Here is a 26,072-nt window from a genome sequence, read left to right on the forward strand (position 1 = left end):
TCCAACAACAAAACGACGGCGGCGCTGTTCCATGACTCTTCGAATCGCAATCAATGGTTTTGGCCGCATCGGCCGTAATGTCCTGCGCGCACTGTATACCCAAGGCTATCGACAGGATCTGCAGATCGTCGCCATCAACGATCTGGGCGACAGCTCGATCAATGCTCATCTGCTCAAATACGACACCGTTCACGGCACGTTCGACGCGCAAGTCGAGCATGACAATGAAAGTCTGACCGTCAACGGCGACCGCATTGCGGTCAGCGCGATTCGCAACCCGGCCGAATTGCCATGGGCGGCGGAAAAGATTGATGTGGTGTTCGAATGCACCGGTCTCTTTACCGATCGCGCCAAAGCGGCCGCGCATCTTACTGCCGGCGCGCGCAAAGTGATCATCTCGGCTCCGGCCAAAGGTGCCGACGCCACTGTGGTTTATGGTGTGAACCACGACATTCTGCGCCAGTCGCACCAGATCATCTCCAACGCTTCGTGCACCACCAACTGCCTGGCGCCAGTGGCGCAGGTGCTGCACCGTGAGCTGGGCATTGAAAGCGGTCTGATGACCACGATTCATGCCTACACCAACGATCAGAACCTCACCGACGTCTATCACACCGACCCGTACCGCGCGCGTTCGGCCACGCAGAACATGATTCCGAGCAAGACCGGCGCCGCTGAAGCGGTGGGCCTGGTGCTGCCGGAACTGGCGGGCAAACTGACCGGCATGGCCGTGCGCGTGCCGGTGATCAATGTGTCGCTGGTGGACCTGACCGTACAACTGAAGAAAGAAGCCAGCGCCGAAGAAGTCAACGCGCTGATGAAAGCGGCTAGCCAACACTCGAAGATTCTCGGCTTCAACACCCTGCCGCTGGTATCCAGCGACTTCAACCACAATCCGCTGTCATCGATATTTGATGCCAACCACACCAAATCCAGCGGCAAACTGCTGAAAGTGCTGGCCTGGTATGACAACGAGTGGGGCTTCTCCAACCGCATGCTGGATAACTGCCTGGCGCTGTGCAACGCCGAGTAAGGTTGTCCCGATCCCCTGTAGGAGCTGCCGAAGGCTGCGATCTTTTGATCTGGTTTTTAAGATCAACATCAAAAGATCGCAGCCTTCGGCAGCTCCTACATTTCGATCCGCACAAGACCTTTACCGTTCTTTGACAAATCAAGGCTTGACCATATCGGCAGATGACAATCATTATCATTCGCTCAAAATGGATCAGGTCCTCCCGTGAGTCAATCGCGCTTCAACCACGTCTTCCTCACCCAGCGCACCTCCTTGCTGCGAACGCTGGAACGGATGGTCAACAATCACAGCACCGCTGAAGACCTGCTGCAGGAGACCTACCTGCGCGTGACGCGGGCGTTGAGCGAGCGGGCCATCGATCACCTCGAACCTTTTGTCTTCCAGACCGCGCGCAATCTGGCGCTGGATCATTTGCGTGCGCGCAAGATCCATTCGCGGACCATGGTCGATGACGTGCCGCAGGATGTCGTGCACAGCATCGCCGCCCCGGCCAGCAGCGCCGAAGATGCCGCCCACGCCGAACAGATGCTGGAGCGCTTGAACGTGAGCCTCAGTCAACTCAGCCCCCGCCAGCAGCAGATTTTCATCCTCAGCCGTTTGCACGGGAACAGCTATCAGGAAATCGCCGACGAGCTGAATGTTTCCCTCAGCACCGTGCAGAAAGAACTGAAGCTGATCATGAGCATTTGCATCGGTGTCGCTGAACGTCTGAATGGCGACTGAGATCGTAGGCCTTTTCTGTAAGTGCTCGGATCGCCTGCACGGATCATCGGGCTTTGTTACCCTTGCCCGACTTTTACGCTTCACTTGAAAAAACAGCCGTGCGCAGACACTGCCGAGGAAACACCGTGACGGACACCCACCGCTCGCCTTCGCCGGATTCGGTGCAGGACGCTGCAAACGCAATGGACCAGGCTTTGGACTGGCTCATCGTGCTCGGCAGCCCGGACGAGGAGCAGACCCGGCAGTTTCATGCCTGGCTCGCGGCCGATCCGTTGAATGCCGAAGCGTTCGCCAAGGCCCAAGCGATCTGGGACGGCCCGCAAGTCGCCCAGTGCGCGCAAAACCTGGCGGCCAAGCCTGAGAAAGTCACCGTCCTCAAGCGTCTGCGTCCGCACTGGAAACCGCTGGCCACTGCTGCGGTACTGGTGCTCGGTCTGTTCAGTTTCAGCAATTTGCCCATGCGCCTTCAGGCCGATCACCTCACGGTGGTTGGCGAGCGTCAGCGCCTGCAATTGGAAGACGGCTCGAAAGTCCTGCTCAATACCAATTCGGCATTCTCCAGCACCATCAACGATCAACAGCGCGTTGCCCGGTTGTTTCAGGGCGAGGCGTTTTTCGAAATTGCCAGCGGGCGCAGTCAACCACTGGAAATCGATGCCGGCCCGGTCACCGCCAGCGTGCGCGATACCGCGTTCGCCGTGCGTTATCTCGATGGCGTCGCGCAGGTCAATGTGCAGCGCGGCGACGTCGATTTGCGCGCCACGCACAACGACGCCCGCGTGCGTCTGACTGCCGGTGAGAGCATCCGCATCGGCCCCAACGGTTTCGACCGCCCGGCCAAACTCGATGCCAACACGGACCTGGCCTGGGTGCAGGGCCGGCTGGTGTTCGAAAACTGCCCGCTGAATCAGGTGCTGGCCGAATTGCGCCGCTACTACCCTGGCTGGATCATCAACAACAACGAGCAGTTGGCCGACGTTGCCGTGACCGGCAATTACCGTCTCGACCAGCCGCTCGACGTAGTTCGTTCCCTCGCTCAGATCACCTCGGCGCAACTGAAAGAATTCCCCGCGCTGGTGATTTTGAACTAAATGAGAATTATTTTTACTCGATAGCCAACGTCAGTACGTCTCGTTATAGCCAATGCAATTGATTCGCAACACGCGAATCAATCAGCACCTATAAAGATTCGTGCGACACGGAGCGCTATCGATGTCCTCACGCCTTACTCGCCAGACTTCCTCCCCTTCCCGCGTATTGTCACTGCTGACCGCGGCCATCCTGATGGCCGGCACTGCGCCGCTGATGGCGGCCACCGAGCAACCGACACGCAACATGGGCGATTACACGTTCGCCATCGGCCAGCAGCCGCTGGTGTCGGCGCTCAATGCCTTCACCGCCGTGACCGGTTGGCAGGTCGGCTTGCCGGCGGAACTGGGTCAGGGCGTGTCGTCGCCGGGCGTGCGTGGCTCGTTGCCCCCGGAAAAAGCCCTGGAGCGCCTGTTGGTGGGGACCAACCTGAGCTTCCGCAAAATCAGCAACAACAACGTGGTGCTGGAAAAGCGCAACAACAGCGGCACACTCAACCTCGATCAGGTGACCATCAGCGCCACCCGTCAGGAGCAGTCGGTCAACAGCGTGCCGGCCACCGTCACCGTGCAGACCCGTCAGGATCTGGACCGCAACAACGTCAACACCATCAAGGATCTGGTGCGTTACGAGCCGGGTGTTTCCGTCGGTGGCGCCGGTCAGCGTGGCGGTATCAGCGGCTATAACATTCGCGGCATCGACGGCGACCGCATCCTGACCCAGGTCGACGGCGTCGAAGTGCCGGACGGTTTCTTTAACGGCCCGTACGCCAAGACCCAGCGCAACTACGTCGATCCGGAAATCGTCAAACGCGTGGAAATTCTCCGTGGCCCGGCCTCGGTGCTGTACGGCAGCAACGCCATCGGCGGCGCCGTCAGCTACTACACCCTTGATGCCGACGACATCATCAAACCGGGCAAAGACGTCGGCGCCCGTTTGAAAACCGGTTACAGCTCGGCCGATGACAGTTGGCTGAAGTCCGCCACCGTCGCCGGCCGTGCCGACCAGTTCGACGGTTTGCTGCACTACAGCCAACGCGACGGTCACGAAACCGATTCCTACGGCAGCAACAATGGCACTGGCCTTGAGCGCACCGCCGCCAACCCGGAAGACGTCAACGCCTACAACGTGCTGGCCAAGATCGGCTGGAACTACAACGAAGATTCGCGTCTGGGTCTGACCTACGAAAAGTACAAGGATGATCGCGACACCGATCAGAAAAGTGCCTACGGCGGCCCATACTTCAATGGCGCACCGACCATCCCCGACAGCGTGTTGCCCGGCGGCATGTATCAGTGGCGCACCGGCAACGACACCATCACCCGTGAGCGTTTCGGCATCGAGCACTCGTTCGCCCTCGACAGCCTGCTGGTCGATAACGTGAAGTGGAGCCTCAACCACCAGATCGCCAAGACTGACCAGAGCACCACCGAGTTCTACTACCCGATCACCCGTAAAGTGCTGCGTACTCGCGACACCATTTACGAAGAGAAACAGTGGGTCTTCGATGCGCAACTGGACAAGGCGTTCGCCATCGGCGCCACCGATCACGTCCTGACTTACGGCACCACCATCAAGCAACAGAAGGTCACCGGTTCGCGCAGCGGCGACGGCACTTGCCTGGCCGTCGGTCGTGGCTGCACCGCCATTGGTGCAACCAGTACCGCTGACGTATTGGCCAAAGCCACCGACTTCCCGGACCCGACCATCAACACCTACAGCGTGTTTGCTCAGGATCAGATCAGCTGGAACAACTGGACCTTCCTGCCGGGCCTGCGCTACGACTACACCCAGCTCAAGCCGCACATCACTCAGGAATTCCTCAACACCGTGGCGGCGGACGGCCAAGGCACGGTCAGCGACGAGAACAAGACCTGGCACAAAGTCTCGCCGAAATTCGGCCTGACCTACGCCCTGACCGAGAACTACACCTGGTACGGTCAGTACGCCGAAGGCTTCCGCACCCCGACCGCGAAAGCCCTGTACGGCCGCTTCGAAAACACCACCACTGGCTACAGCGTGGCGCCGAATCCCGACCTGGAACCGGAAAAAAGCAAAAGCTATGAAACCGGTCTGCGCGGCAATTTCGAACACGGTTCGTTCGACGTAGCGGTGTTCTACAACAAGTACCGCGATTTCATTAACGAAGATGCTGTGACCCCGGGCCGCAACGAGCTGACCTTCCAGTCGGCCAACATCAAGCACGCCACCATCAAGGGTGCGGAAGTCAAAGGTCGTCTGAATCTGGATGCGTTTGGCGCGCCGCAAGGCCTGTACACCCAAGGTTCTATCGCCTACGCCTACGGTCGCAACAACGACAACGGCGAGCCAATCAACAGCGTCAACCCGCTGACCGGCGTGTTCGGTCTGGGTTACGACCAGGACAACTACGGCGGCCTGCTGAGCTGGACGGTGGTGAAGAAAAAGGATCGCGTCGACGACAGCAACTTCAAGTCGCCGGATGGCGTCAGCAGCCAGTTCAAAACTCCGGGCTTCGGCATTCTTGATCTGGCCGGTTATTACAAAGTCACCGACGACGTCACCGTCAGCGGCGGCATCTACAACCTGACCGACAAGAAATACTGGCTGTGGGATGACGTGCGCGGTTACGACAGCGTCGGTGAAGCCTCGGTGACGCAACCGGCCAACCTCGATCGACTGACCCAACCGGGCCGCAACTTCGCGATCAATCTGATCTGGGACATCTGATCCGGTCAACCTCACTGCGCGTGTTCAGGCACCGCGCAGTGAGGTTTTTTTACGCTTGCACGTCGTCTTGTTCGTCTCGTTATCAAGCGCCTCTTTTATCAAGGACATGTCATGACCACTTCGGAAAAAGCCCTGCGTTCACAACGCCTGAACCAGATCACCCATGAGCCGCACAGCAAACTTGATGCACTGGTGAAGGCGCACGCGCCGTTCGAGACCCGCGCCAATTTCGCCCGTTTCGTCGTCGCGCAGTACCTGTTCCAGTCGGAACTGGTCGAGCTGTACAACGATGCAGAATTGACTGCGATCGTCCCGGATCTGCCGGCGCGTTGCCGCGCCGAAGCCGCCAAGGCTGACCTGGCAGATCTGGACACCGAAGTACCGGCCCCGGTAGCCGGCGCGGTGAAGAACCCGAGCAAGGCTCGCGCGCTGGGCTGGATTTTTGTCTCCGAAGGTTCGAAGCTCGGTGCGGCGTTCCTGATCAAACGCGCCGTGGCGTTGGAGCTGAGCGAAACCTTTGGCGCCCGTCACCTCGGTGAGCCTGAAGGTGGCCGTGCCGAAGGCTGGAAAAGCTTCGTGCGCACCCTCGATTCGCTGCAGTTCAGCGCTGAAGAAGAAGCTGAAGTCGAGCAAGGTGCGATCGACGCGTTCAACCGCTTTACCGTGCTGCTGGAACAGGCTTACGCCACCGAAGCCGAACCTGCCTGACACAACACACATCCCCCTGTAGGAGCTGCCGAAGGCTGCGATCTTTTGATGTTGTTTTCAAGATCAAAAGATCGCAGCCTTCGGCAGCTCCTACAGGGGAACTGCGTAAGCCTGTAAGATCTCCATTCCGCTTCAGAAGCCTCCGCGTAGCCCATGCCGCAACCCGCCTCCACGAAACTCGCCCGCGTGCTGTTCGGCCTCTTGGCCTACGTCAGCCTTGGCATCGGCCTGATCGCCATCGTCGTGCCCGGCCTGCCGACCACCGAGTTCATCCTCCTCGCCGCCTGGGCCGCGACCCGCAGTTCGCCGCGCCTGAGTGCCTGGCTGGAAAACCATCGGCTGTTCGGGCCGATCCTCAGCAATTGGCGCAACGGCAAGATCATCGCGCGCAAGGCCAAAGTCAGCGCGACAGTGAGCATGTTGCTTTGCGCGACGTTAATGCTGGTGATGCTCGATCACGGTTGGCCGGTCTATCTGGCGATTGCCGGGATGAGCCTGGGCAATCTGTGGATCTGGTCACGACCGGAATCCATCCGGGTCTGCACTGACCCGTCTTCGCGGTGAAACATCCCTGTAATTAATCGCTTTTTCAGCACATTCTCCTGCGCAAACGTTTAGCGGTGACCGTCCGTCGGCACGCGCCTCATGCCCTCTCGCCTCGCGCCGATGAGCATTGAATGGCGCTGAATGGATTTGGCGAACCGGATAGTTCATATCCGCCTGCCACCCGTTTATTCATTCGCGAGATCGCCCCATGTTCGACTCTCTGTCCATTCGCCTGAAAATCGTTCTGCTCTCCGGTCTGTGCCTGCTCGGTGTGGTCGCGCTGATCGTCGGCATGAACATCTACCAGACCAACCAGAACGACGAACTGGTCAGTGACTCCAGCAACAAATTGCTCACCGCCAGTGTGCAGAATCTGTTGCAAGCCAAAGCCGCCGAGCAAGCCGTGCGGGTGCAGAAAACCTTCGGCGAAAGCCTGACGGTGATCACGGCCGTGGCGGATCAGATCAAGGACCTGCGCGTCATGGCCGCCAAGCGTTCGCTGGACGCCGGGGCCTTGCGTGAAGAGTTGAACCTGAGCCTGAAAACCGCTTTTGAGCGCAACGATAAAGTGCTCGGCATCTGGCTCGCTTTCGAACCGAACGCTCTGGACGGCAAGGACAGCGAGTTCGCCAACGATGCCGCCCGCCAATCCAACGAAGCCGGACGTTTTGCCACGTACTGGAGCCGCGCCGCCGGCGCCTCGCTGAACACCATCATGGTCGAAGAAGACCTGACCAAAACCACCCTCAGCGTCAGCGGCACGCCGTACAACAGCTGGTACACCTGCCCTCGCGATGCCAAGCGCACCTGCCTGCTCGACCCGTATGCCGACACGGTCGGTGGCAAGGAAATGCTCATGACGACCATTTCCGTGCCGTTGATTGTCGACGGCAAGGCCATCGGCGTGGTCGGTGTCGACATCGCCCTCGACGCCCTGCAAGCGGCCGCCGTGGATTCCCAGCGCAACCTGTTCAACAACGCCGGGCACATGCTGATCGTCTCCGGCAGCGGCGTGCTTGGTGCCGACAGTTCAGACGCCACCAAGGTCGGTAAAAAAATCAGCGACACCCTCGGTGCCGATGGCAAGGATGTGCTGCAACTGCTGAGTTCCGGCACGCCGAAGATTCTTGAACAGGGCGACCTGATTCGTGCGGTGTACCCGGTCGATCCGATCGGCAACTCGCGCGCCTGGGGCGTAGTCATCGACCTGCCGAAACAAGTGCTGCTGGCCGATTCGGTCAAGCTGCAAGCGGTACTCGACGACGCGCAGGAAACCGGCGTGATCACTGCGCTGCTGGTCGCTGTGATCGCCGGTCTGGTCGGCCTGTTGCTGATCTGGCTGACCGCGTCCGGGGTGACTCGTCCAATCAACAGCGTTGCCGAGATGCTGAAGAACATTGCCAGCGGCGAAGGCGATCTGACCCAACGCCTGAACTACAGCAAGCAGGATGAACTGGGCGAACTGGTGAACTGGTTCAACCGTTTCCTCGACAAGCTGCAACCGACCATCGCGCAGATCAAACAGAGCATCACCGAAGCCCGTGGCACCGCCGACCAGTCTTCGGAAATCGCCCGCCAGACCAGTGAAGGCATGCAGGTGCAGTTCCGCGAGATCGATCAGGTCGCGACCGCCTCCAACGAAATGAGCGCCACCGCCCACGACGTCGCCAACAGCGCATCGAACGCAGCCAATGCCGCGAAAGGTGCCGATCAGTCGGCGAAGGACGGCATGTCGATCATCGAACGCAGCACCCGCGACATCAATCAACTGGCCGATGAAGTCAGCAAAGCGGTGACCGAGGTTGAAGCGTTGGCGGTGAACAGCGAGCAGATCGGTTCGGTGCTGGAAGTGATCCGCAGCATCGCCGAACAGACCAACCTGCTCGCCCTCAACGCGGCGATTGAAGCCGCCCGTGCCGGTGAGAGTGGCCGTGGTTTTGCCGTGGTTGCCGACGAGGTACGCAACCTGGCCAAACGTACGCAGGATTCGGTGGAAGAGATTCGCATCGTGATCGAGCGCATTCAGACCGGCACCCGTGGCGTGGTCGCGACCATGCATTCGAGCCAGACCCAGGCGCACAACAACGCCGGACAGATTCGTCAGGCCGTGGATGCGCTGGGCAAGATCAGTGATGCGGTGACGGTGATCAGTGACATGAACCTGCAGATTGCCAGTGCGGCTGAGCAGCAGAGTGCGGTGGCTGAAGAGGTCAATCGCAACGTTTCGGCGATTCGTACCGTGACTGAAACCCTGACCGAGCAGGCCACCGAGTCGGCAGCGATCAGCAGCCAGCTCAATGCCCTGGCCAGTCAGCAGATGAAATTGATGGATCAGTTTCGCGTCTGACCGCGCCATTCAATCCACCACAAAACCTTGTGGGAGCTGGCTTGCCAGCGATGGCGGCACATCAGTCAGTACATTGTTGACTGACACTCCGCTATCGCTGGCAAGCCAGCTCCCACAGGGTCAAGTGGCAACCCTGCAATCGGGGATTTCATCTGACTCGGGATTGTTTTGCACTATCATCGCCCTCTCGCTCCGGAGGGCCTTTGATGACTGATTTGCTCACGTCCATTCAAGCCGCACTCGGCTTGTCACACACGCCGATTCCGTTCACAGATCGTGGCGCCCTGCCCTCGGCGTTCGCCGTCACTGAGCTTGCCTGCGCCAGCATGGCCGCGGCCGGTCAGGCCGTTAGCCAATTGATCGAACAGCAGACCGGTCACTTGCCCGCCGTTGAAGTCGACCGGCGTTTGGCCTCGTTCTGGTTCTCGACCTCGCTGCGCCCCATAGGCTGGCAAGTCCCGCCACTGTGGGACCCCGTCGCTGGCGACTACGCGACCCGCGACGGCTGGATCCGTCTGCACACCAACGCCCCGCATCACCGCGCCGCCGCTGAAAGCGTGCTTGGTGCCTGTGCCGACCGTGCTGCGATGGCCGCCAAAGTCGCGCAATGGGCGAGTACGGATCTGGAGCAAGCGGTGGTCGAGGCCAAGGGCTGCGCCGCCGAAATGCGCAGCTGGGCACAGTGGCAGACGCATCCGCAGGGGCTCGCGGTGAATGCCGAGCCGCTGGTGCATTGGCTTGATTCGCAGGATGAACAGCGCCAAGCATGGCAAGGCTCGGTGGCGCAACCGTTGGCCGGGATCAAGGTGCTGGATCTGACACGCGTGCTCGCCGGCCCCACCGCCAGCCGTTTTCTCGCTGGCCTTGGCGCCGATGTATTGCGCATCGATTCCCCGACCTGGAACGAGCCTGGTGTCGTCCCGGAAATGACCCTCGGCAAACACTGCGCGCGGCTGAACTTGCAGGATCCGGCGGATCGCGCGGTGTTCGAAGGATTGTTGAAAGACGCCGACATTTTGCTGCACGGTTACCGCGCCGATGCGCTGGAGAAACTTGGTTTCGGCGTTGAGCGCCGTCGCCAAATCGCACCGGGCCTGATCGATGTCGGTCTCAACGCTTACGGCTGGAGCGGCCCGTGGCAGAACCGTCGAGGTTTCGACAGTCTGGTGCAGATGAGCAGCGGCATTGCCGAGGCCGGGCAGCAATGGATGCAGGCCGACAAACCGACGCCGTTGCCGGTGCAGGCGCTGGATCATGCGACCGGGTATTTGCTGGCGGCCAGTGCGCTCAGGTTGCTGACTGAGCGGTTAGCGAATGGCCGCTCGGGCTCGGCGCGGTTGTCGCTGGCGCGGACGGCGAAGTTGTTGATCGAGCATGGGCCGGGGACAACACAAGCATTGCGCGTCGAGGATGAACAGGATCAGAGCACGTCGATAGAGCAGACCCCGTGGGGCCCGGCGCATCGTTTGCAGGTGCCGGTGAAGATCAGCGGCACACCGATTCAGTGGGCGTTGCCGGCTACAGAATTGGGTTCCCATCGACCACAGTGGGTTTAAAAAACCCCTCACCCTAACCCTCTCCCAGAGGGAGAGGGGACCGATCGGGGGATATTCGAGAGATTCACCGACTTGAACGATTGGCTCGGAATCCATAATCGACTCGGTCTTTCAGGTCGATGTACAACGCAACACACCTCGGTCGGCCCCCTCTCCCTCTGGGAGAGGGCTGGGGTGAGGGCTGCAATTTCAAGTCGAACGATGATGTATCAATCAGCACGGCTCAAGGACGTCCACAAAAGCTGCGCCGCATACCCCCGATAAGGCCGCCAGCCATCAGCGCGCAAAGACAATTCCCGCGCTGTCGGCCGCACTCCTTCCAGCACTTCCAGGGCTCTCAGCAACCCGACATCGCCATGGGGAAACCCATCCAGATCACGCAACTGCCGCAACGCAACGTACTGCGCCGTCCACTCGCCAATCCCGTGCAACGCCAACAACAGCGCCACGCCGCCTTCGCGATTCGGCGCAAATAACCAAGGATCATCCAGCGATGCCTGTGCGACGCCCGACAGCGTGCGCCCACGACTTTTCGGCATGCCCAGCGCCGCCAGATCTGCCGCTGCCAACACGTGCGCCTCGGGAAACACATGGGTCAGTCCAGCCACGCCCGAATCCAGCGGCGCGCCATATTGCGCAACCAGTTTCCCCGCCAAACGAATCGCCGCCACCACCGTAATCTGCTGCCCAAGCACCGCGCGAAAGGCCAACTCCAACCCATCCCACGCACCGGGAATGCGCAACCCCGGACGCTCGACAATCAATCGCGCCAGCAACGGATCATTCGCCAGATGCCCTTGCATCAACACCACATCAGCATCCAGATCAAACATCCGCCGCAACCTGACAACGATCTCAGGCACGGCTGCCGGATCAGGAAAGTCCAGCTCGACCTCCAGCGCATCCGCCGTCCCAAGCCACACCGAAACCGTGCCGTGAACACCGTTCAACCCGATGCTGCGCGAGTACACACCCTCGACCACAACCTCCATCCCGACCACCGCCCGCGCCGCGAGAAACCCCAACATCGCCTCCCAGTCATACGGCGGCGCATAGGCAAGCGATAACCTCACAACGACAGCACACCGCTGTACAACCCATACGCCGCCAGCCCCGCGCCGATGACCACGCAGGTGAAAATGCCCTTCTCGACATGAGTGAACAACGGCTCGCCCGCCTCATGTTTGGCCTTGGCAAACAGGATCACCCCCGGCGCATAGAGCAACGCTGACAACAGCAAATACTTCACCCCGCCGGCATACAACAACCACACCGCATAACCGAGGGCGATGCCGCCGATCAGCAGGTCCTTGGTGCGCTCCGCCGAGGCGTGTTCGTAAGTTTCGCCGCGCCCGCTGAGCAGCACCGCGTAGGCCGCCGACCACAGGTACGGCACCAGAATCATCGACGACGCCAGATAAATCAGGCTGGTGTAAGTGCCTGCGGAAAACAGCGTGATCAACAGGAAAATCTGGATCATCGCGTTGGTCAGCCACAACGCGTTGACCGGCACATGGTTCTTGTTTTCCTTTTTCAGGAACGCCGGCATGGTCTTGTCCTTGGCCGTGGCGAAGAGGATTTCCGCGCACAGCAAGGCCCAGGACAGCAACGCGCCGAGCAGTGAAATCGCCAGGCCAATGCTGATCAGCAACGCGCCCCACGGCCCGACAATGTGCTCGAGCACCGCCGCCAGCGACGGGTTCTGCAAATTCGCCAGCTCCGGCTGGCTCATGATCCCCAGCGACAGCACGTTGACCAGCACCAGCAGCGCCAGCACGCCGATAAATCCGATCACCGTGGCGCGGCCGACGTCACTGCGTTTCTCCGCCCGCGCCGAGTACACACTGGCGCCTTCGATGCCGATGAACACGAACACCGTGACCAGCATCATGTTGCGCACCTGATCCATCACCCCACCGAAATTCGGGTTGCTGGTGCCCCAGATGTCGCGGGTAAAAATGTCAGCCTTGAATGCCACCGCCGCGATGACGATGAACATGATCAGCGGCACGACTTTGGCCACCGTGGTCAGTTGATTGATCAGCGCCGCCTCCTTGATCCCGCGCATCACCAGAAAATGCACGGCCCACAGCAGCACCGATGCACAGCCGATGGCGATCGGCGTATTGCCTTGGCCGAACACCGGAAAGAAGTAACCGAGGGTGCTGAACAGCAGCACGAAATAACCGACGTTGCCCAGCCAGGCGCTGATCCAGTAACCCCAGGCGGACGAGAAACCCATGTAGTCGCCAAACCCGGCCTTGGCGTAAGCGTAGACACCCGAGTCCAGTTCCGGCTTGCGGTTGGCCAGCGTCTGAAAGACGAACGCCAAAGTCAGCATGCCGATCGCGGTAATCCCCCAACCGATCAGGATCGCCCCGGCATCGGCGCGTGCCGCCATGTTCTGCGGCAGCGAGAAAATCCCCCCGCCAATCATCGAACCCACCACCAGGGCGATCAACGCGCCTAATCGCAGCTTTTGCGTCGGTTGCGACATTTCAGTTTCCCTTTGAAGTGTGGTGAGCGTGCATTTGTAACAACTATTAACTAAACGGATAAAGGTAGATGACGTTTATCAGGTAACGCCAATTAACGCCTGTTTATATATAGCCGATGACGCTAACGCCTAGCACGTTAAGACAGTTTTGTGCGCTGATTCCGATAATTCAATTCTGTACTGAAAACAGACGCTGAAAATTTGCCAAAAGCTGAAAAAGAACTAGCGTGATAATTCGAAAGTAATAATAGCCATTCCCAACAATGTAGCCACAACGCCTCTAGGACGGGCCTTGCGGGCAGAGTATTTATGCCTTCAGTCGAAGCCTAAGTCATTCATTAACAATGGAATGTGACCATGCACTGATCTAAGTCAGCTGTTTGAACAGACAACAGAACTACGCTGTGATCTCTTCTCTCCTGCAATGGAGTCATGCAATGTCTGAAGCTCCCGGAAAACTACGACTAGGTGCACTGGTTGCATTGGTAGTCGGCTCGATGATCGGTGGCGGGATATTTTCTTTGCCACAAAACATGGCGGCCAGCGCCGATGTCGGTGCCGTACTGATCGGCTGGGCCATCACCGCTGTCGGTATGCTCACCCTCGCTTTTGTCTTTCAAACCCTCGCCAATCGCAAGCCTGACCTGGACGGCGGTGTCTACGCCTACGCCAAGGCCGGTTTCGGCGATTACATGGGTTTCTCGTCCGCCTGGGGCTACTGGATCAGTGCCTGGCTGGGCAACGTCGGTTACTTCGTTCTGCTCTTCAGCACCCTCGGTTACTTCTTCCCGATTTTCGGTGAAGGCAACACCGTTGCGGCGGTAATCGGCGCCTCGGTGCTGCTGTGGGCCGTGCACTTTCTGGTGCTGCGTGGGATCAAGGAAGCGGCGTTCATCAACCTCGTGACCACGGTCGCCAAGGTCGTACCGCTGCTGCTGTTCGTGTTGATCGCGGTGTTCGCCTTCAAACTGGACATCTTCACCGCCGACATCTGGGGCATCAAAAACCCGGACCTGGGCAGTGTGATGAACCAGGTGCGCAACATGATGCTGGTCACCGTGTGGGTGTTCATCGGCATCGAGGGTGCAAGCATCTTCTCGGCCCGTGCGGAAAAACGCTCGGACGTCGGCAAAGCCACCGTGATCGGCTTCATCACCGTGCTGCTGTTTCTGGTGCTGGTCAACGTGCTGTCGCTGGGGATCATGACCCAACCGGAACTGGCGAAACTGCAGAACCCGTCGATGGCCGCCGTGCTTGAGCACGTGGTCGGTCACTGGGGCGCGGTGCTGATCAGCGTTGGTCTGATCATCTCGCTGCTGGGTGCGCTGCTGTCGTGGGTGCTGCTGTGTGCGGAGATCATGTTCGCCGCCGCCAAAGACCACACCATGCCGGAGTTCCTGCGTAAGGAAAACGCCAACCACGTACCGGTCAACGCCCTGTGGCTGACCAACGCGATGGTGCAGATTTTCCTGATCATCACCCTGTTCTCGGCCAGTACTTACCTGTCGCTGATCTACCTCGCCACCTCGATGATTCTGGTGCCGTACCTGTGGTCGGCGGCCTATGCCCTGCTGCTGGCGGTGCGCGGCGAGAGCTACGAAGGCTTCGCGGCCGAGCGACGCAAGGATCTGATTATCGGCGGCATCGCGCTGATCTATGCGGTGTGGCTGCTGTATGCCGGCGGGGTCAAGTACTTGCTGCTCTCGGCCCTGCTCTACGCACCTGGCGCGATCCTGTTCGCCAAAGCCAAGCTGGAACTCAAACAACCGATTTTCACTAACGTCGAGAAGCTGATTTTCGCCGCAGTGGTCGTGGGTGCCCTGGTGGCTGCCTACGGTCTCTACGACGGCTTCCTGACTCTGTAATCCCTGATTGATTTGTTATCTGGAGGATCTGAAATGACCACGGAAAAAGTTAAGTACGGCGTCCACTCCGAAGCCGGCAAACTGCGCAAAGTCATGGTGTGCTCCCCAGGTCTGGCCCATCAGCGGCTGACCCCGAACAACTGCGATGAACTGCTGTTCGACGACGTGCTCTGGGTGGCTCAGGCCAAGCGCGACCACTTCGACTTCGTCACCAAAATGCGTGAGCGCGGCATCGATGTGCTGGAAATGCACAATCTGCTGACCGATATCGTCGCCATCCCGGAAGCGCTGGACTGGATTCTTGAGCGCAAGGTCACCGCCGATTCGGTGGGCCTGGGCCTGATCAACGAAGTCAAATCCTGGCTGAAAAGCCTTGAGCCACGGCACATCGCCGAATTCCTGATTGGCGGCGTGTCCGCCGATGATCTGCCGGACAGTTTCGGCGGCAAGACCATCCAGATGTTCCGCGACTTCCTCGGCCACTCCAGCTTCATTCTGCCGCCGCTGCCGAACACTCAGTTCACCCGTGACACCACCTGCTGGATCTACGGTGGCGTGACGCTGAACCCGATGTACTGGCCAGCGCGTCGTCAGGAAACCCTGCTGACCACCGCCATCTACAAATTCCACCCGCAGTTCACCAACGCCGAATTCGAGATCTGGTACGGCGACCCGGACAAGGATCACGGCAGCTCCACCCTTGAGGGCGGCGACGTCATGCCGATCGGCAACGGCGTGGTGTTGATCGGCATGGGCGAGCGCTCATCGCGTCAGGCCATCGGCCAACTGGCGCTGAACCTGTTCAAGAACAAAGCCGTGGAAAAAGTCATCGTCGCCGGCCTGCCGAAGTCCCGCGCCGCGATGCACCTCGACACCGTGTTCAGCTTCTGCGACCGCGACCTGGTGACGATTTTCCCGGAAGTGGTGAATCAGATCGTCGCGTTCACCCTGCGTCCTGACGAAAGCAAACAGGGCGGCATCGACATCCGTCGCGAAGAAGGCACCTTCCTCGACACCGTGGCCAAAGCCCTCAACCTGCCGAAGCTGCGCGTGGTGGAAACCGGTGGCAACAGCTTCGCCGCCGAACGCGAGCAATGGGACGACGGCAACAACGTGGTGGCCGTGGAGCCGGGCGTGGTCATCGGCTACGACCGCAACACCTACACCAACACCCTGCTGCGCAAGGCAGGCGTGGAAGTCATCACCATCAGCGCCGGTGAACTGGGCCGAGGCCGTGGCGGCGGCCACTGCATGACCTGCCCGATCATCCGCGACCCTATCGATTACTAAACGACCATCTCCCCGGCCGCACCCATCCCGTAGCGGCCGGGCCGATTACCGAATCCAAGGAGAATCATCATGGCGTTCAACATTCACAACCGTAACCTGCTCAGCCTGGAACACCACACCCCACGTGAGCTGCGTTACCTGCTCGACCTGTCCCGCGATCTCAAACGCGCGAAATACACCGGCACCGAGCAGCAACACCTGAAGGGCAACAACATCGCCCTGATCTTCGAAAAAACCTCGACCCGCACCCGTTGCGCGTTCGAAGTGGCGGCCTATGACCAAGGCGCCAACGTCACCTACATCGACCCGAACTCGTCGCAGATCGGCCACAAAGAAAGCATGAAAGACACCGCCCGCGTACTGGGGCGCATGTACGACGCCATCGAATACCGTGGCTTCAAACAGGAAATCGTCGAAGAGCTGGCCAAGTTCGCCGGTGTGCCGGTGTTCAACGGCCTGACCGATGAATATCACCCGACTCAGATGATCGCCGACGTGCTGACCATGCGTGAACACGCCGACAAGCCGATCCATGAAATCAGCTACGCCTACCTCGGCGATGCGCGCAACAACATGGGCAACTCGCTGCTGCTGGTCGGCGCCAAGCTCGGCATGGACGTGCGCATCTGTGCACCGAAAGCGCTGTGGCCACTGGATGATCTGGTCGAGCGCTGCCACAAATATGCGGAAGAAAGTGGTGCGCGCATCACCCTCACTGAAGACCCGAAAGCCGCCGTCAAAGGCGTCGACTTCATCCACACCGACGTTTGGGTATCGATGGGCGAACCGGTGGAAGCCTGGGCCGAGCGTATCCAGCAACTGCTGCCGTATCAGGTCAACGCTGAACTGATGAAAGCCAGCGGCAACCCGCGCACCAAGTTCATGCACTGCCTGCCGGCGTTCCACAACAGCGATACCAAGGTCGGCAAACAGATTGCCGAGCAGTATCCGCATTTGAAAAACGGCATCGAAGTGACCGACGACGTGTTCGAGTCGCCCGCCTGCATCGCCTTCGAGCAAGCGGAAAACCGCATGCACACAATCAAGGCGATTCTGGTCTCGACCCTGGCTGATCTGTAACCACTGCTGATCCATGATCGTTCCCACGCTCCTGCGTGGGAATGCATCCCGTGACGCTCTGCGTCACAGCGGACGCGGAGCGTCCGTGGCGGCATTCCCACGCAGAGCGTGGGAACGATCAACACGAAAAGGACATGCATTATGCGTATCGTCGTAGCGCTGGGCGGTAACGCCCTGCTCCGCCGTGGTGAACCGATGACCGCTGACAATCAGCGCGCCAACATCCGCATCGCCACCGAGCAAATCGCCAAGATCCATCCCGGCAACCAACTGGTCATCGCCCACGGCAATGGCCCGCAAGTCGGCCTGCTGTCGTTGCAAGCGGCGGCCTACACCTCCGTCACCCCTTACCCGCTGGACGTGCTCGGTGCCGAAACCGAAGGCATGATCGGCTACATCATCGAACAGGAACTGGGCAACCTGCTCGACTTCGAAGTGCCGTTCGCCACCCTGCTGACCCAGGTTGAAGTCGACGCCAAGGATCCGGCCTTCCAGAACCCGACCAAACCGATCGGCCCGGTCTACGACAAGGCCGAAGCGGAAAAACTCGCCGCAGAAAAAGGCTGGGCGATTGCTCCGGATGGCGACAAATTCCGCCGCGTGGTCGCCAGTCCACGGCCAAAACGCATCTTCGAAATCCGCCCGATCAAATGGCTGCTGGACAAGGGCAGCATCGTGATTTGCGCCGGTGGTGGCGGCATTCCGACCATGTACGACGAGAACCGCAATCTCAAAGGTATCGAAGCGGTGATCGACAAGGACCTGTGCTCGTCGCTGCTCGCCGAGCAACTGGAAGCCGATCTGCTGGTGATTGCCACGGACGTCAACGCGGCGTTCATCGATTACGGTAAAGCGACGCAGAAAGCCATTGCCGAAGCGCACCCGGACGAACTCGAACGCCTCGGCTTCGCCGCCGGCTCGATGGGGCCGAAGGTGCAGGCAGCCTGCGAATTTGCGCGCCATACTGGCAAGGTCGCGGTGATCGGTTCGCTGGCGGATATCGAAGCGATTGTCCAGGGTACTGCCGGTACTCGAGTGACCACAGCGAAGCCGGGCATCACTTACCGATAATTAGAAACTCCGGGGCAGGCCCCAGGTCTGCCCTTCTCCCATGCCTTGAAAGGAGTAAACCATGGCCCAGTTTGAACCCGGTCATTTGCATATCGAGCGGCACGCGTTGACGCCGGATGACGTCAGTTACAACGTGCACCTCGACTATGAAGTGTTCACAGATCCGCAGAAAGGCAAAGGCATCCAGTTCACGATGCATGGCAACCTTCAGGGCAAGGACATGAAAGAGACCTTCTTCCTGCCCAAAGAGGAGGCCTACAACTTTGCCAACAATGTGACGAAAATCGCCGAGAAGTACGGCATTCCCAAGACGCACAGCCAGATCGGCTCGGTTCACAAGCATTACGACATGATGTTTGAAGACATCCGCAAGCAACTTGATATGAAGTCCGGCGACCCGGTCAATCTTGAGCACTTCGAATAACCCGCAAAAGCCCCTCACCCTAGCCCTCTCCCAAAGGGAGAGGGGACTGACCGAAGTGTCTGATGGCAGACATCGACCTGAAAGACCGAGTCGATTATGGATTCACAGCCGTATTTTCAGGTCGGCGTACCTCGTGAGCATTCCACAATCGGCCCCCTCTCCCTCCGGGAGAGGGCTGGGGTGAGGGTGCTTTTGCTTTCACCTCTCTCCAAGCCCAAGGCATACTTGCCACCCTCCGCTCTGCAGATCACTGAACCGCCCCATGCGTATCCACGTCAGCTTCATCGACCGCGTCGGCATCACCCAGGAAGTCCTGGCTATCCTCGGTGGGCGCAATCTCAATCTGGATGCGGTGGAGATGATCCCGCCCAACGTCTACATCGACGCGCCGACCCTGAGCCCGCAAGTGCTCGAAGAGCTGAAAGATGCTTTGTTCCGCGTGCTCGGCGTGGAGGCGGTAACCGTGGTCGACATCCTCCCCGGCCAGCGCCGGCACTTGCAGCTCGATGCGTTGCTGGCGGCGATGACCGACCCGGTACTGGCGCTCGACAGCGCCGGCAAGGTGCTGCTGGCCAACCCGGCGTTGATCGCCTTGTACGGTCGTGAACCGGCGGGGGAAAGTGTCGCTGAACTGTTCAACGATCCCGGCCTGCTCGACACGTTGCTTGAGCACGGCTTCCGCCTGCCATTGCGCGAAATCACCGTTAACGGTCAGACCTTGCTGCTCGATGCCACGCCGATCACCGACGCCGGCGCGCTGCTGACGCTCTACCAACCAAACCGTATCGGCGAACAACTCTCGGCATTGCACCACGACCATGCCGAAGGTTTCGATGCGCTGCTCGGCGAGTCCCCGGCAATCCGCACACTCAAGGCACGCGCGCAAAGAGTCGCCGCCCTCGACGCCCCCCTGCTGATCCAGGGCGAAACCGGCACCGGCAAAGAACTGGTCGCCCGTGCCTGCCACGCCATCAGCGCTCGCCACAGCGCACCGTTTCTCGCCCTGAACTGCGCGGCGTTGCCAGAGAACCTCGCCGAAAGCGAACTGTTCGGCTACGCCCCGGGAGCCTTCACTGGCGCGGCGCGCGGCGGTAAACCGGGGCTGATGGAACTGGCTAACCAGGGCACGGTGTTTCTCGATGAAATCGGCGAAATGTCGCCGTACTTGCAGGCCAAACTGCTGCGCTTTTTGAACGACGGCAGCTTCCGCCGCGTGGGCGGTGATCGTGAAGTAAAGGTCAACGTGCGCATCCTCAGCGCGACCCACCGTGATCTGGAAAAAATGGTCAGCGAAGGCTTGTTCCGCGAAGACCTGTTTTATCGCCTCAACGTACTCAACGTCGAAGTGCCGCCGCTGCGCGAGCGCGGCCAGGACATTCTGTTGCTGGCACGCTATTTCATGCAGCAGGCTTGTGCGCAGATTCAGCGCCCGGTCTGCCGCCTCGCCCCGGGGACTTACCCGGCGCTGCTCGGCAATCGCTGGCCGGGCAACGTACGACAATTGCAGAACGTGATCTTCCGCGCGGCGGCGATTTGCGAGAGCAGCCTGGTGGATATCGGCGACCTCGACATTGCCGGCACCTCGGTGGCGCGGCAAACCGACAGCGATGTCGACAGCCTCGAACAAGCGGTCGAATCTTTCGAAAAAACGCTGCTGGAAAAACTCTACGTCAGCTACCCCTCGACCCGCCAACTGGCCAGCCGCCTGCAAACTTCGCACACGGCCATCGCCCATCGCCTGCGCAAATACGGCATTCCCAACAAGCCCTGAAAGCACCACAAATTCCCTTGTAGGAGCTACCGGAGGCTGCGATCTTTTGACTTTGGATGTGTATTGCCCGGGTCAAGATCGCAGCCTTCGGCAGCTCCTGCAGTCCGGGTTTCCAATTCAAAAAATCAGGGTTCCCAGTTTAAAAGCGACCTCCAACTGTACTGAAAGCGCTACAGCGGAACGATATCGATACACCATCCTCCGATCACCGCTGTGCAAGGCTTTGATCCCGTTCAGCTTTTATCCTCGCTCCAGGCTGTAGCGATTTCGCTACAGAGATGCCTCCCGTGCCGGCCCCTTTAATATCTAAATCATTGATTTATAAAGATAAACAAACCTTGGCCGCATTCTTGCTAATCAACCCCTCATAAATAAGGGCCTTCGCGCCCGACTATTCCACCGCGTCCACCAGACGAGTCTGGCCCCCTGAGGAGTTTCCATGAGCGAGTTGCGTTTTACTGAAGATCACGAATGGCTGCGCACCGAAGCTGACGGCAGCGTTACTGTCGGCATCACCGCTTTCGCGCAAAACGCCCTGGGCGACGTGGTGTTCGTGCAACTGCCTGAGCTGCAGGCCTACGAAAAAGGCGCCGAAGCCGCCACCGTGGAATCGGTAAAAGCCGCCAGCGGCGTGTACATGCCGCTCGATGGCGACGTACTGGCCGTCAACCCGGCGCTGGAAGACGCCCCGGAACTGGTCAACGAAGATCCGCTGGGCGAAGGCTGGTTCTTCCGCTTCCAGCCAAGCGACGCCGCCGCTGTCGGCAAACTGCTCGACCAGGACGCATACGACCGTCTGATCAAAGCCCAAGCCGAAGCCTGAGGAATACCGACATGACTCAAGTAAACCTTGGCACCGCCAACGAATTCATCGCCCGTCATATCGGCCCGCGCGCCGGTGACGAGCAAGCCATGCTCAACAGCCTCGGCTTCGATTCGCTCGAAGCGCTGAGCGCCAGCGTCATCCCGGAAAGCATCAAGGGCACCAGCGTGCTCGGCATGGACGACGGCCTGAGCGAAGCCGATGCACTGGCGATGATCAAATCGATCGCTGGCAAAAACCAGCTGTTCAAAACCTACATCGGCCAGGGCTACTACAACTGCCACACGCCGTCGCCGATCCTGCGCAACCTGCTGGAAAACCCGGCCTGGTACACCGCTTACACGCCGTACCAGCCAGAAATTTCCCAAGGCCGTCTCGAAGCGCTGCTGAACTTCCAGACCATGATCAGCGACCTCACCGGCCTGCCGATTGCCAACGCCTCCCTGCTCGACGAGGCCACCGCCGCTGCCGAAGCCATGACCTTCTGCAAACGCCTGAGCAAGAACAAGGGCAGCCACCAATTCTTCGCCTCGATCCACAGCCACCCGCAAACCCTCGACGTGCTGCGCACCCGTGCCGAGCCGTTGGGCATTGAAGTTGTGGTCGGCGATGAGCGTGAACTGACTGACGTGACGCCGTTCTTCGGCGCGCTGCTGCAATACCCGGCGAGCAACGGTGATGTGTTCGACTACCGCGAACTGACCGAACGCTTCCACACCGCCAACGCTTTGGTGGCCGTGGCCGCTGACCTGCTGGCTCTGACCCTGCTGACCGCGCCGGGCGAGTTCGGCGCTGACGTTGCCATCGGTTCGGCACAACGCTTCGGCGTGCCGCTGGGCTTCGGTGGCCCGCACGCGGCTTACTTCTCCACCAAAGATGCGTTCAAACGCGACATGCCGGGCCGTCTGGTCGGCGTTTCGGTTGACCGCTTCGGCAAGCCGGCGCTGCGTCTGGCGATGCAAACCCGCGAGCAACACATCCGCCGCGAGAAGGCCACCTCGAACATCTGCACCGCGCAAGTGCTGCTGGCCAACATCGCCAGCATGTACGCCGTCTACCACGGCCCGAAAGGCCTGACCCAGATCGCCAACCGCGTACATCACCTGACCGCGATTCTGGCCAAGGGCCTGAACGCGCTGGGCGCTAACGTCGAACAAGTCAGCTTCTTCGACACCCTGACCGTCGCCACCGGCGCACAAACCGCCGCACTGCATGACAAGGCGCACGCTGCGCAGATCAACCTGCGCGTGATCGACGCTCAGCGTCTGGGCCTGTCGGTCGACGAAACCACCACCCAGGCTGACATCGAAACCCTGTGGAGCCTGTTCGCCGACGGCAAAACCCTGCCGGATTTCGCTGCCCTCGCCGCTTCGGTTCAAAGCACTATTCCTGCGTCGCTGGTGCGTCAGTCGCCAATCCTCAGCCACCCGGTGTTCAACCGTTATCACTCGGAAACCGAGCTGATGCGCTACCTGCGCAAACTGGCCGACAAGGACCTGGCACTGGATCGCACCATGATCCCGCTGGGCTCGTGCACCATGAAACTCAACGCCGCCAGCGAAATGATCCCGGTGACCTGGGCTGAATTCGGTGCCCTGCACCCGTTCGCCCCGGCCGCGCAAAGTGCCGGTTACCAGCAACTGACCGATGAACTGGAAGCGATGCTCTGCGCCGCCACCGGTTACGACGCGATCTCGCTGCAACCGAACGCCGGTTCGCAAGGCGAATACGCAGGCCTCTTGGCGATCCGCGCCTATCACCAGAGCCGTGGCGATGAGCGTCGCGACATCTGCCTGATTCCGTCGTCCGCCCACGGCACCAACCCGGCTACCGCCAACATGGCTGGCATGCGCGTGGTCGTGACCGCGTGCGATGCGCGCGGCAACGTCGACATCGAAGACCTGCGCGCCAAAGCCATCGAGCACCGCGAGCACCTCGCCGCGCTGATGATCACTTACCCGTCGACCCACGGCGTGTTCGAAGAAGGCATCCGCGAAATCTGCGGGATCATTCATGACAACGGCGGCCAGGTGTACATCGACGGCGCCAACATGAACGCAATGGTCGGCCTCTGCGCACCGGGCAAGTTCGGCGGCGATGTTTCCCACCTGAACCTGCACAAAACTTTCTGCATCCCCCACGGCGGTGGCGGCCCGGGCGTTGGCCCGATTGGCGTCAAGTCGCACCTGACCCCGTTCCTGCCGGGCCACGGCCAGATGGAACGCAAGGAAGGCGCGGTCTGCGCAGCACCGTTCGGCAGCGCGAGCATTCTGCCTATCACCTGGATGTACATTCGCATGATGGGTGGCGCCGGTCTGAAGCGCGCTTCGCAGTTGGCGATCCTCAACGCCAACTACATTTCCCGTCGCCTCGAAGAGCACTATCCAGTGCTGTACACCGGCAGCAACGGTCTGGTGGCGCACGAATGCATCCTCGATCTGCGCCCGTTGAAAGACAGCAGCGGCATCAGCGTTGATGACGTCGCCAAGCGCCTGATCGACTTCGGTTTCCACGCGCCGACCATGTCGTTCCCGGTAGCGGGCACGCTGATGATCGAGCCGACCGAAAGCGAATCCAAGGAAGAACTGGACCGCTTCTGCGACGCGATGATCCGCATCCGCGAAGAAATCCGCGCGGTGGAAAACGGCACGCTGGACAAGGACGACAACCCGCTGAAGAACGCGCCGCACACGGCGGCAGAACTGGTTGGCGAGTGGACTCACCCGTACAGCCGCGAGCAGGCCGTTTACCCGGTAGCGTCGTTGATCGAAGGCAAATACTGGCCACCGGTCGGTCGCGTCGACAACGTCTTCGGCGATCGCAACCTGGTGTGCGCCTGCCCGTCGATCGAAAGCTACGCTTAAACGTGGTGGGGGCGAATTTCTCGCCCCCACCGCTTCACCTGTAGGAGCTGCCGAAGGCTGCGATCTTTTGATCTTGCTGTTGAAAGATCAGGATCAAAAGATCGCAGCCTTCGGCAGCTCCTACAGGGGAACGCATCAAGCCTGATGTTTCGCCAATTCCTATAACAAGAAACCGGAGAACCACTCATGTCGTTAAGCGTGTTCGACCTGTTCAAGATTGGCATCGGCCCCTCCAGCTCCCACACCGTCGGCCCGATGCGTGCTGCTGCGCGTTTCGCCGAAGGTTTACGCCGTGAAAACCTGCTAACGGCCACCGCCAGCGTTCGCATTGAGCTCTACGGTTCCCTCGGCGCCACCGGCAAAGGTCACGGCAGCGACAAAGCCGTGCTGCTCGGCCTCGAAGGCGAACATCCCGATACCGTTGATACCGAAACCGTCGCCGCACGCCTGCAAGAGATTCGCGGCAACGGCCGGCTGAACCTGCTCGGTGAACACAGCATTGCGTTCAACGAGAAAGAACACCTGGCGATGATCCGCAAGCCACTGGCCTATCACCCCAACGGCATGATCTTTCGCGCCTTCGATGCTGCCGGGATTCAGATCCGCAGCCGCGAGTACTACTCGGTCGGTGGTGGTTTTGTCGTTGATGAAGATGCCGCGGGTGCCGACCGCATCGTCGAAGACGCCACGCCGCTGACCTTCCCGTTCAAAAGTGCCAAGGACTTGCTGAGCCATTGCGCCACCTATGGTTTGTCGATCAGCCAAGTAATGCTGACCAACGAAAGCGCCTGGCGCCCGGAAGCGGAGACCCGTACCGGCCTGCTCAACATCTGGCAAGTGATGCAGGACTGCGTCGCAGCGGGATGCCGTAACGAAGGTATTTTGCCCGGTGGTTTGAAGGTCAAACGTCGTGCGGCGGCGCTGCATCGGCAACTGTGCAAAAACCCGGAATCGGCGTTGCGCGATCCGTTGTCGGTGCTTGATTGGGTCAACCTCTACGCCTTGGCGGTCAACGAAGAAAACGCCAATGGTGGCCGCGTAGTCACCGCACCCACTAACGGTGCAGCGGGGATTATTCCGGCGGTGCTGCATTACTACATGCGCTTTATCCCCGGCGCGAATGACGACGGCGTCGTGCGCTTTCTGCTGACCGCGGCGGCCATCGGCATTCTCTACAAGGAGAATGCCTCGATCTCCGGCGCTGAAGTCGGTTGTCAGGGTGAAGTCGGCGTCGCCTGTTCGATGGCGGCCGGGGCGTTGTGCGAAGTGCTCGGCGGCAGCGTTCAGCAAGTCGAGAACGCCGCAGAAATCGGCATGGAACACAACCTCGGCCTGACCTGCGACCCGATTGGCGGACTGGTGCAGGTGCCGTGCATCGAGCGCAATGCGATGGGCTCGGTGAAAGCGATCAACGCGGTGCGCATGGCCATGCGTGGCGACGGCCAGCATTTCGTCTCCCTCGACAAAGTCATCCGCACCATGCGCCAGACCGGCGCCGACATGAAAAGTAAATACAAAGAGACCGCCCGCGGCGGTCTGGCGGTCAACATCATCGAATGCTGATCACGAAACGTAACTAGCCCCCTCTCCCTCTGGGAGAGGGCTGGGGTGAGGGGCTTTTGATCTTGATCTTAATCTAGCCCCATCCCCCCCAACTCAAATTTTCAAGGAGCCAC

18 protein-coding genes and 2 pseudogenes are annotated in these 26,072 nt (G+C 60.1%); 18 read left to right on the forward strand and 2 right to left on the reverse strand.

Going from position 1 to position 26,072, the window contains the following annotated elements:
• Positions 1-31: 31 nt before the first annotated feature.
• From gap to M5G26_RS25370, 9 genes and pseudogenes are all read left to right on the forward strand, one after another.
• Complete coding sequence (gap, locus tag M5G26_RS25335; protein WP_016983705.1) at positions 32-1,033, forward strand: type I glyceraldehyde-3-phosphate dehydrogenase; 1,002 nt, start codon at positions 32-34, stop codon at positions 1,031-1,033.
• A 204-nt stretch (positions 1,034-1,237) separates the two neighbouring features.
• The gene (locus M5G26_RS25340) at positions 1,238-1,756 is read left to right on the forward strand and encodes an RNA polymerase sigma factor (RefSeq protein ID WP_122598769.1); all 519 of its coding nucleotides are present in this window, start codon (positions 1,238-1,240) and stop codon (positions 1,754-1,756) included.
• Positions 1,757-1,881: 125 nt separating this feature from the next.
• Positions 1,882-2,847, forward strand: a complete 966-nt coding sequence (locus M5G26_RS25345) for a FecR family protein (RefSeq protein WP_273916790.1) — start codon at positions 1,882-1,884, stop codon at positions 2,845-2,847.
• Positions 2,848-2,968: 121 nt separating this feature from the next.
• Entirely contained in the window at positions 2,969-5,554 is a 2,586-nt protein-coding gene (locus M5G26_RS25350; RefSeq protein WP_273916791.1) for a TonB-dependent receptor, read from the forward strand.
• A 111-nt stretch (positions 5,555-5,665) separates the two neighbouring features.
• Positions 5,666-6,262 carry a biliverdin-producing heme oxygenase gene (locus tag M5G26_RS25355; RefSeq protein ID WP_038366589.1) on the forward strand — a complete coding sequence of 199 codons (597 nt, stop codon included), beginning with the start codon at positions 5,666-5,668 and terminating at the stop codon, positions 6,260-6,262.
• A 153-nt stretch (positions 6,263-6,415) separates the two neighbouring features.
• Positions 6,416-6,826: a YbaN family protein gene (locus tag M5G26_RS25360; protein ID WP_273916792.1), complete on the forward strand. Its 411-nt coding sequence runs from the start codon at positions 6,416-6,418 to the stop codon at positions 6,824-6,826.
• 463 nt (positions 6,827-7,289) lie between these two features.
• A pseudogene (locus M5G26_RS29665) lies at positions 7,290-8,297 on the forward strand (PDC sensor domain-containing protein); the annotation flags it as partial.
• Between the two features lie 330 nt (positions 8,298-8,627).
• Positions 8,628-9,155 (forward strand): annotated as a pseudogene (locus M5G26_RS29670) (methyl-accepting chemotaxis protein); the annotation flags it as partial.
• Positions 9,156-9,361: 206 nt separating this feature from the next.
• Positions 9,362-10,711, forward strand: a complete 1,350-nt coding sequence (locus M5G26_RS25370; protein ID WP_273916794.1) for a CoA transferase — start codon at positions 9,362-9,364, stop codon at positions 10,709-10,711.
• Positions 10,712-10,920: 209 nt separating this feature from the next.
• On the opposite strand, the gene M5G26_RS25375 is transcribed toward M5G26_RS25370, so the two are convergent.
• Complete coding sequence (locus tag M5G26_RS25375) at positions 10,921-11,784, reverse strand: DNA-3-methyladenine glycosylase family protein (RefSeq protein ID WP_273916795.1); 864 nt, start codon at positions 11,782-11,784, stop codon at positions 10,921-10,923.
• A complete protein-coding gene (gene arcD, locus M5G26_RS25380) occupies positions 11,781-13,208 on the reverse strand; it encodes an arginine-ornithine antiporter (protein ID WP_007908041.1) in 1,428 nt (475 codons plus the stop codon). The genes M5G26_RS25375 and arcD (M5G26_RS25380) overlap by 4 nt, the downstream gene beginning before the upstream one ends.
• A 437-nt stretch (positions 13,209-13,645) precedes the next feature.
• Between arcD (M5G26_RS25380) and arcD (M5G26_RS25385) the strand changes: the two genes are divergently transcribed.
• The 9 genes from arcD (M5G26_RS25385) to M5G26_RS25425 all read left to right on the forward strand — a co-directional run bounded on the left by arcD (M5G26_RS25385) (position 13,646) and on the right by M5G26_RS25425 (position 25,959).
• Positions 13,646-15,073 carry an arginine-ornithine antiporter gene (arcD, locus tag M5G26_RS25385; protein WP_007908042.1) on the forward strand — a complete coding sequence of 476 codons (1,428 nt, stop codon included), beginning with the start codon at positions 13,646-13,648 and terminating at the stop codon, positions 15,071-15,073.
• 33 nt (positions 15,074-15,106) lie between these two features.
• Positions 15,107-16,363, forward strand: coding sequence for an arginine deiminase (gene arcA / locus M5G26_RS25390; RefSeq protein ID WP_038366599.1), 1,257 nt, complete (start codon positions 15,107-15,109; stop codon positions 16,361-16,363).
• Between the two features lie 69 nt (positions 16,364-16,432).
• A complete protein-coding gene (locus tag M5G26_RS25395; RefSeq protein ID WP_008086805.1) occupies positions 16,433-17,443 on the forward strand; it encodes an ornithine carbamoyltransferase in 1,011 nt (336 codons plus the stop codon).
• A 141-nt stretch (positions 17,444-17,584) separates the two neighbouring features.
• On the forward strand, positions 17,585-18,514 hold the full coding sequence (gene arcC, locus M5G26_RS25400) for a carbamate kinase (protein WP_273916796.1): 930 nt from the start codon (positions 17,585-17,587) through the stop codon (positions 18,512-18,514).
• Positions 18,515-18,575: 61 nt separating this feature from the next.
• Entirely contained in the window at positions 18,576-18,938 is a 363-nt protein-coding gene (locus M5G26_RS25405; protein WP_007908047.1) for a DUF5064 family protein, read from the forward strand.
• A gap of 262 nt (positions 18,939-19,200) precedes the next feature.
• The gene (locus M5G26_RS25410) at positions 19,201-20,709 is read left to right on the forward strand and encodes a sigma-54-dependent transcriptional regulator (protein ID WP_122598777.1); all 1,509 of its coding nucleotides are present in this window, start codon (positions 19,201-19,203) and stop codon (positions 20,707-20,709) included.
• Between the two features lie 439 nt (positions 20,710-21,148).
• Complete coding sequence (gene gcvH / locus M5G26_RS25415) at positions 21,149-21,532, forward strand: glycine cleavage system protein GcvH (RefSeq protein ID WP_016983835.1); 384 nt, start codon at positions 21,149-21,151, stop codon at positions 21,530-21,532.
• 11 nt (positions 21,533-21,543) lie between these two features.
• Positions 21,544-24,396 (forward strand): aminomethyl-transferring glycine dehydrogenase, encoded by a 2,853-nt coding sequence (gcvP, locus tag M5G26_RS25420; protein WP_273916797.1) that lies wholly within the window; start codon positions 21,544-21,546, stop codon positions 24,394-24,396.
• Between the two features lie 186 nt (positions 24,397-24,582).
• A complete protein-coding gene (locus tag M5G26_RS25425) occupies positions 24,583-25,959 on the forward strand; it encodes an L-serine ammonia-lyase (protein WP_273916798.1) in 1,377 nt (458 codons plus the stop codon).
• Positions 25,960-26,072 lie beyond the last annotated feature (113 nt).

Source organism: Pseudomonas sp. TNT2022 ID642 (assembly GCF_028656995.1).
GTDB lineage: Bacteria > Pseudomonadota > Gammaproteobacteria > Pseudomonadales > Pseudomonadaceae > Aquipseudomonas.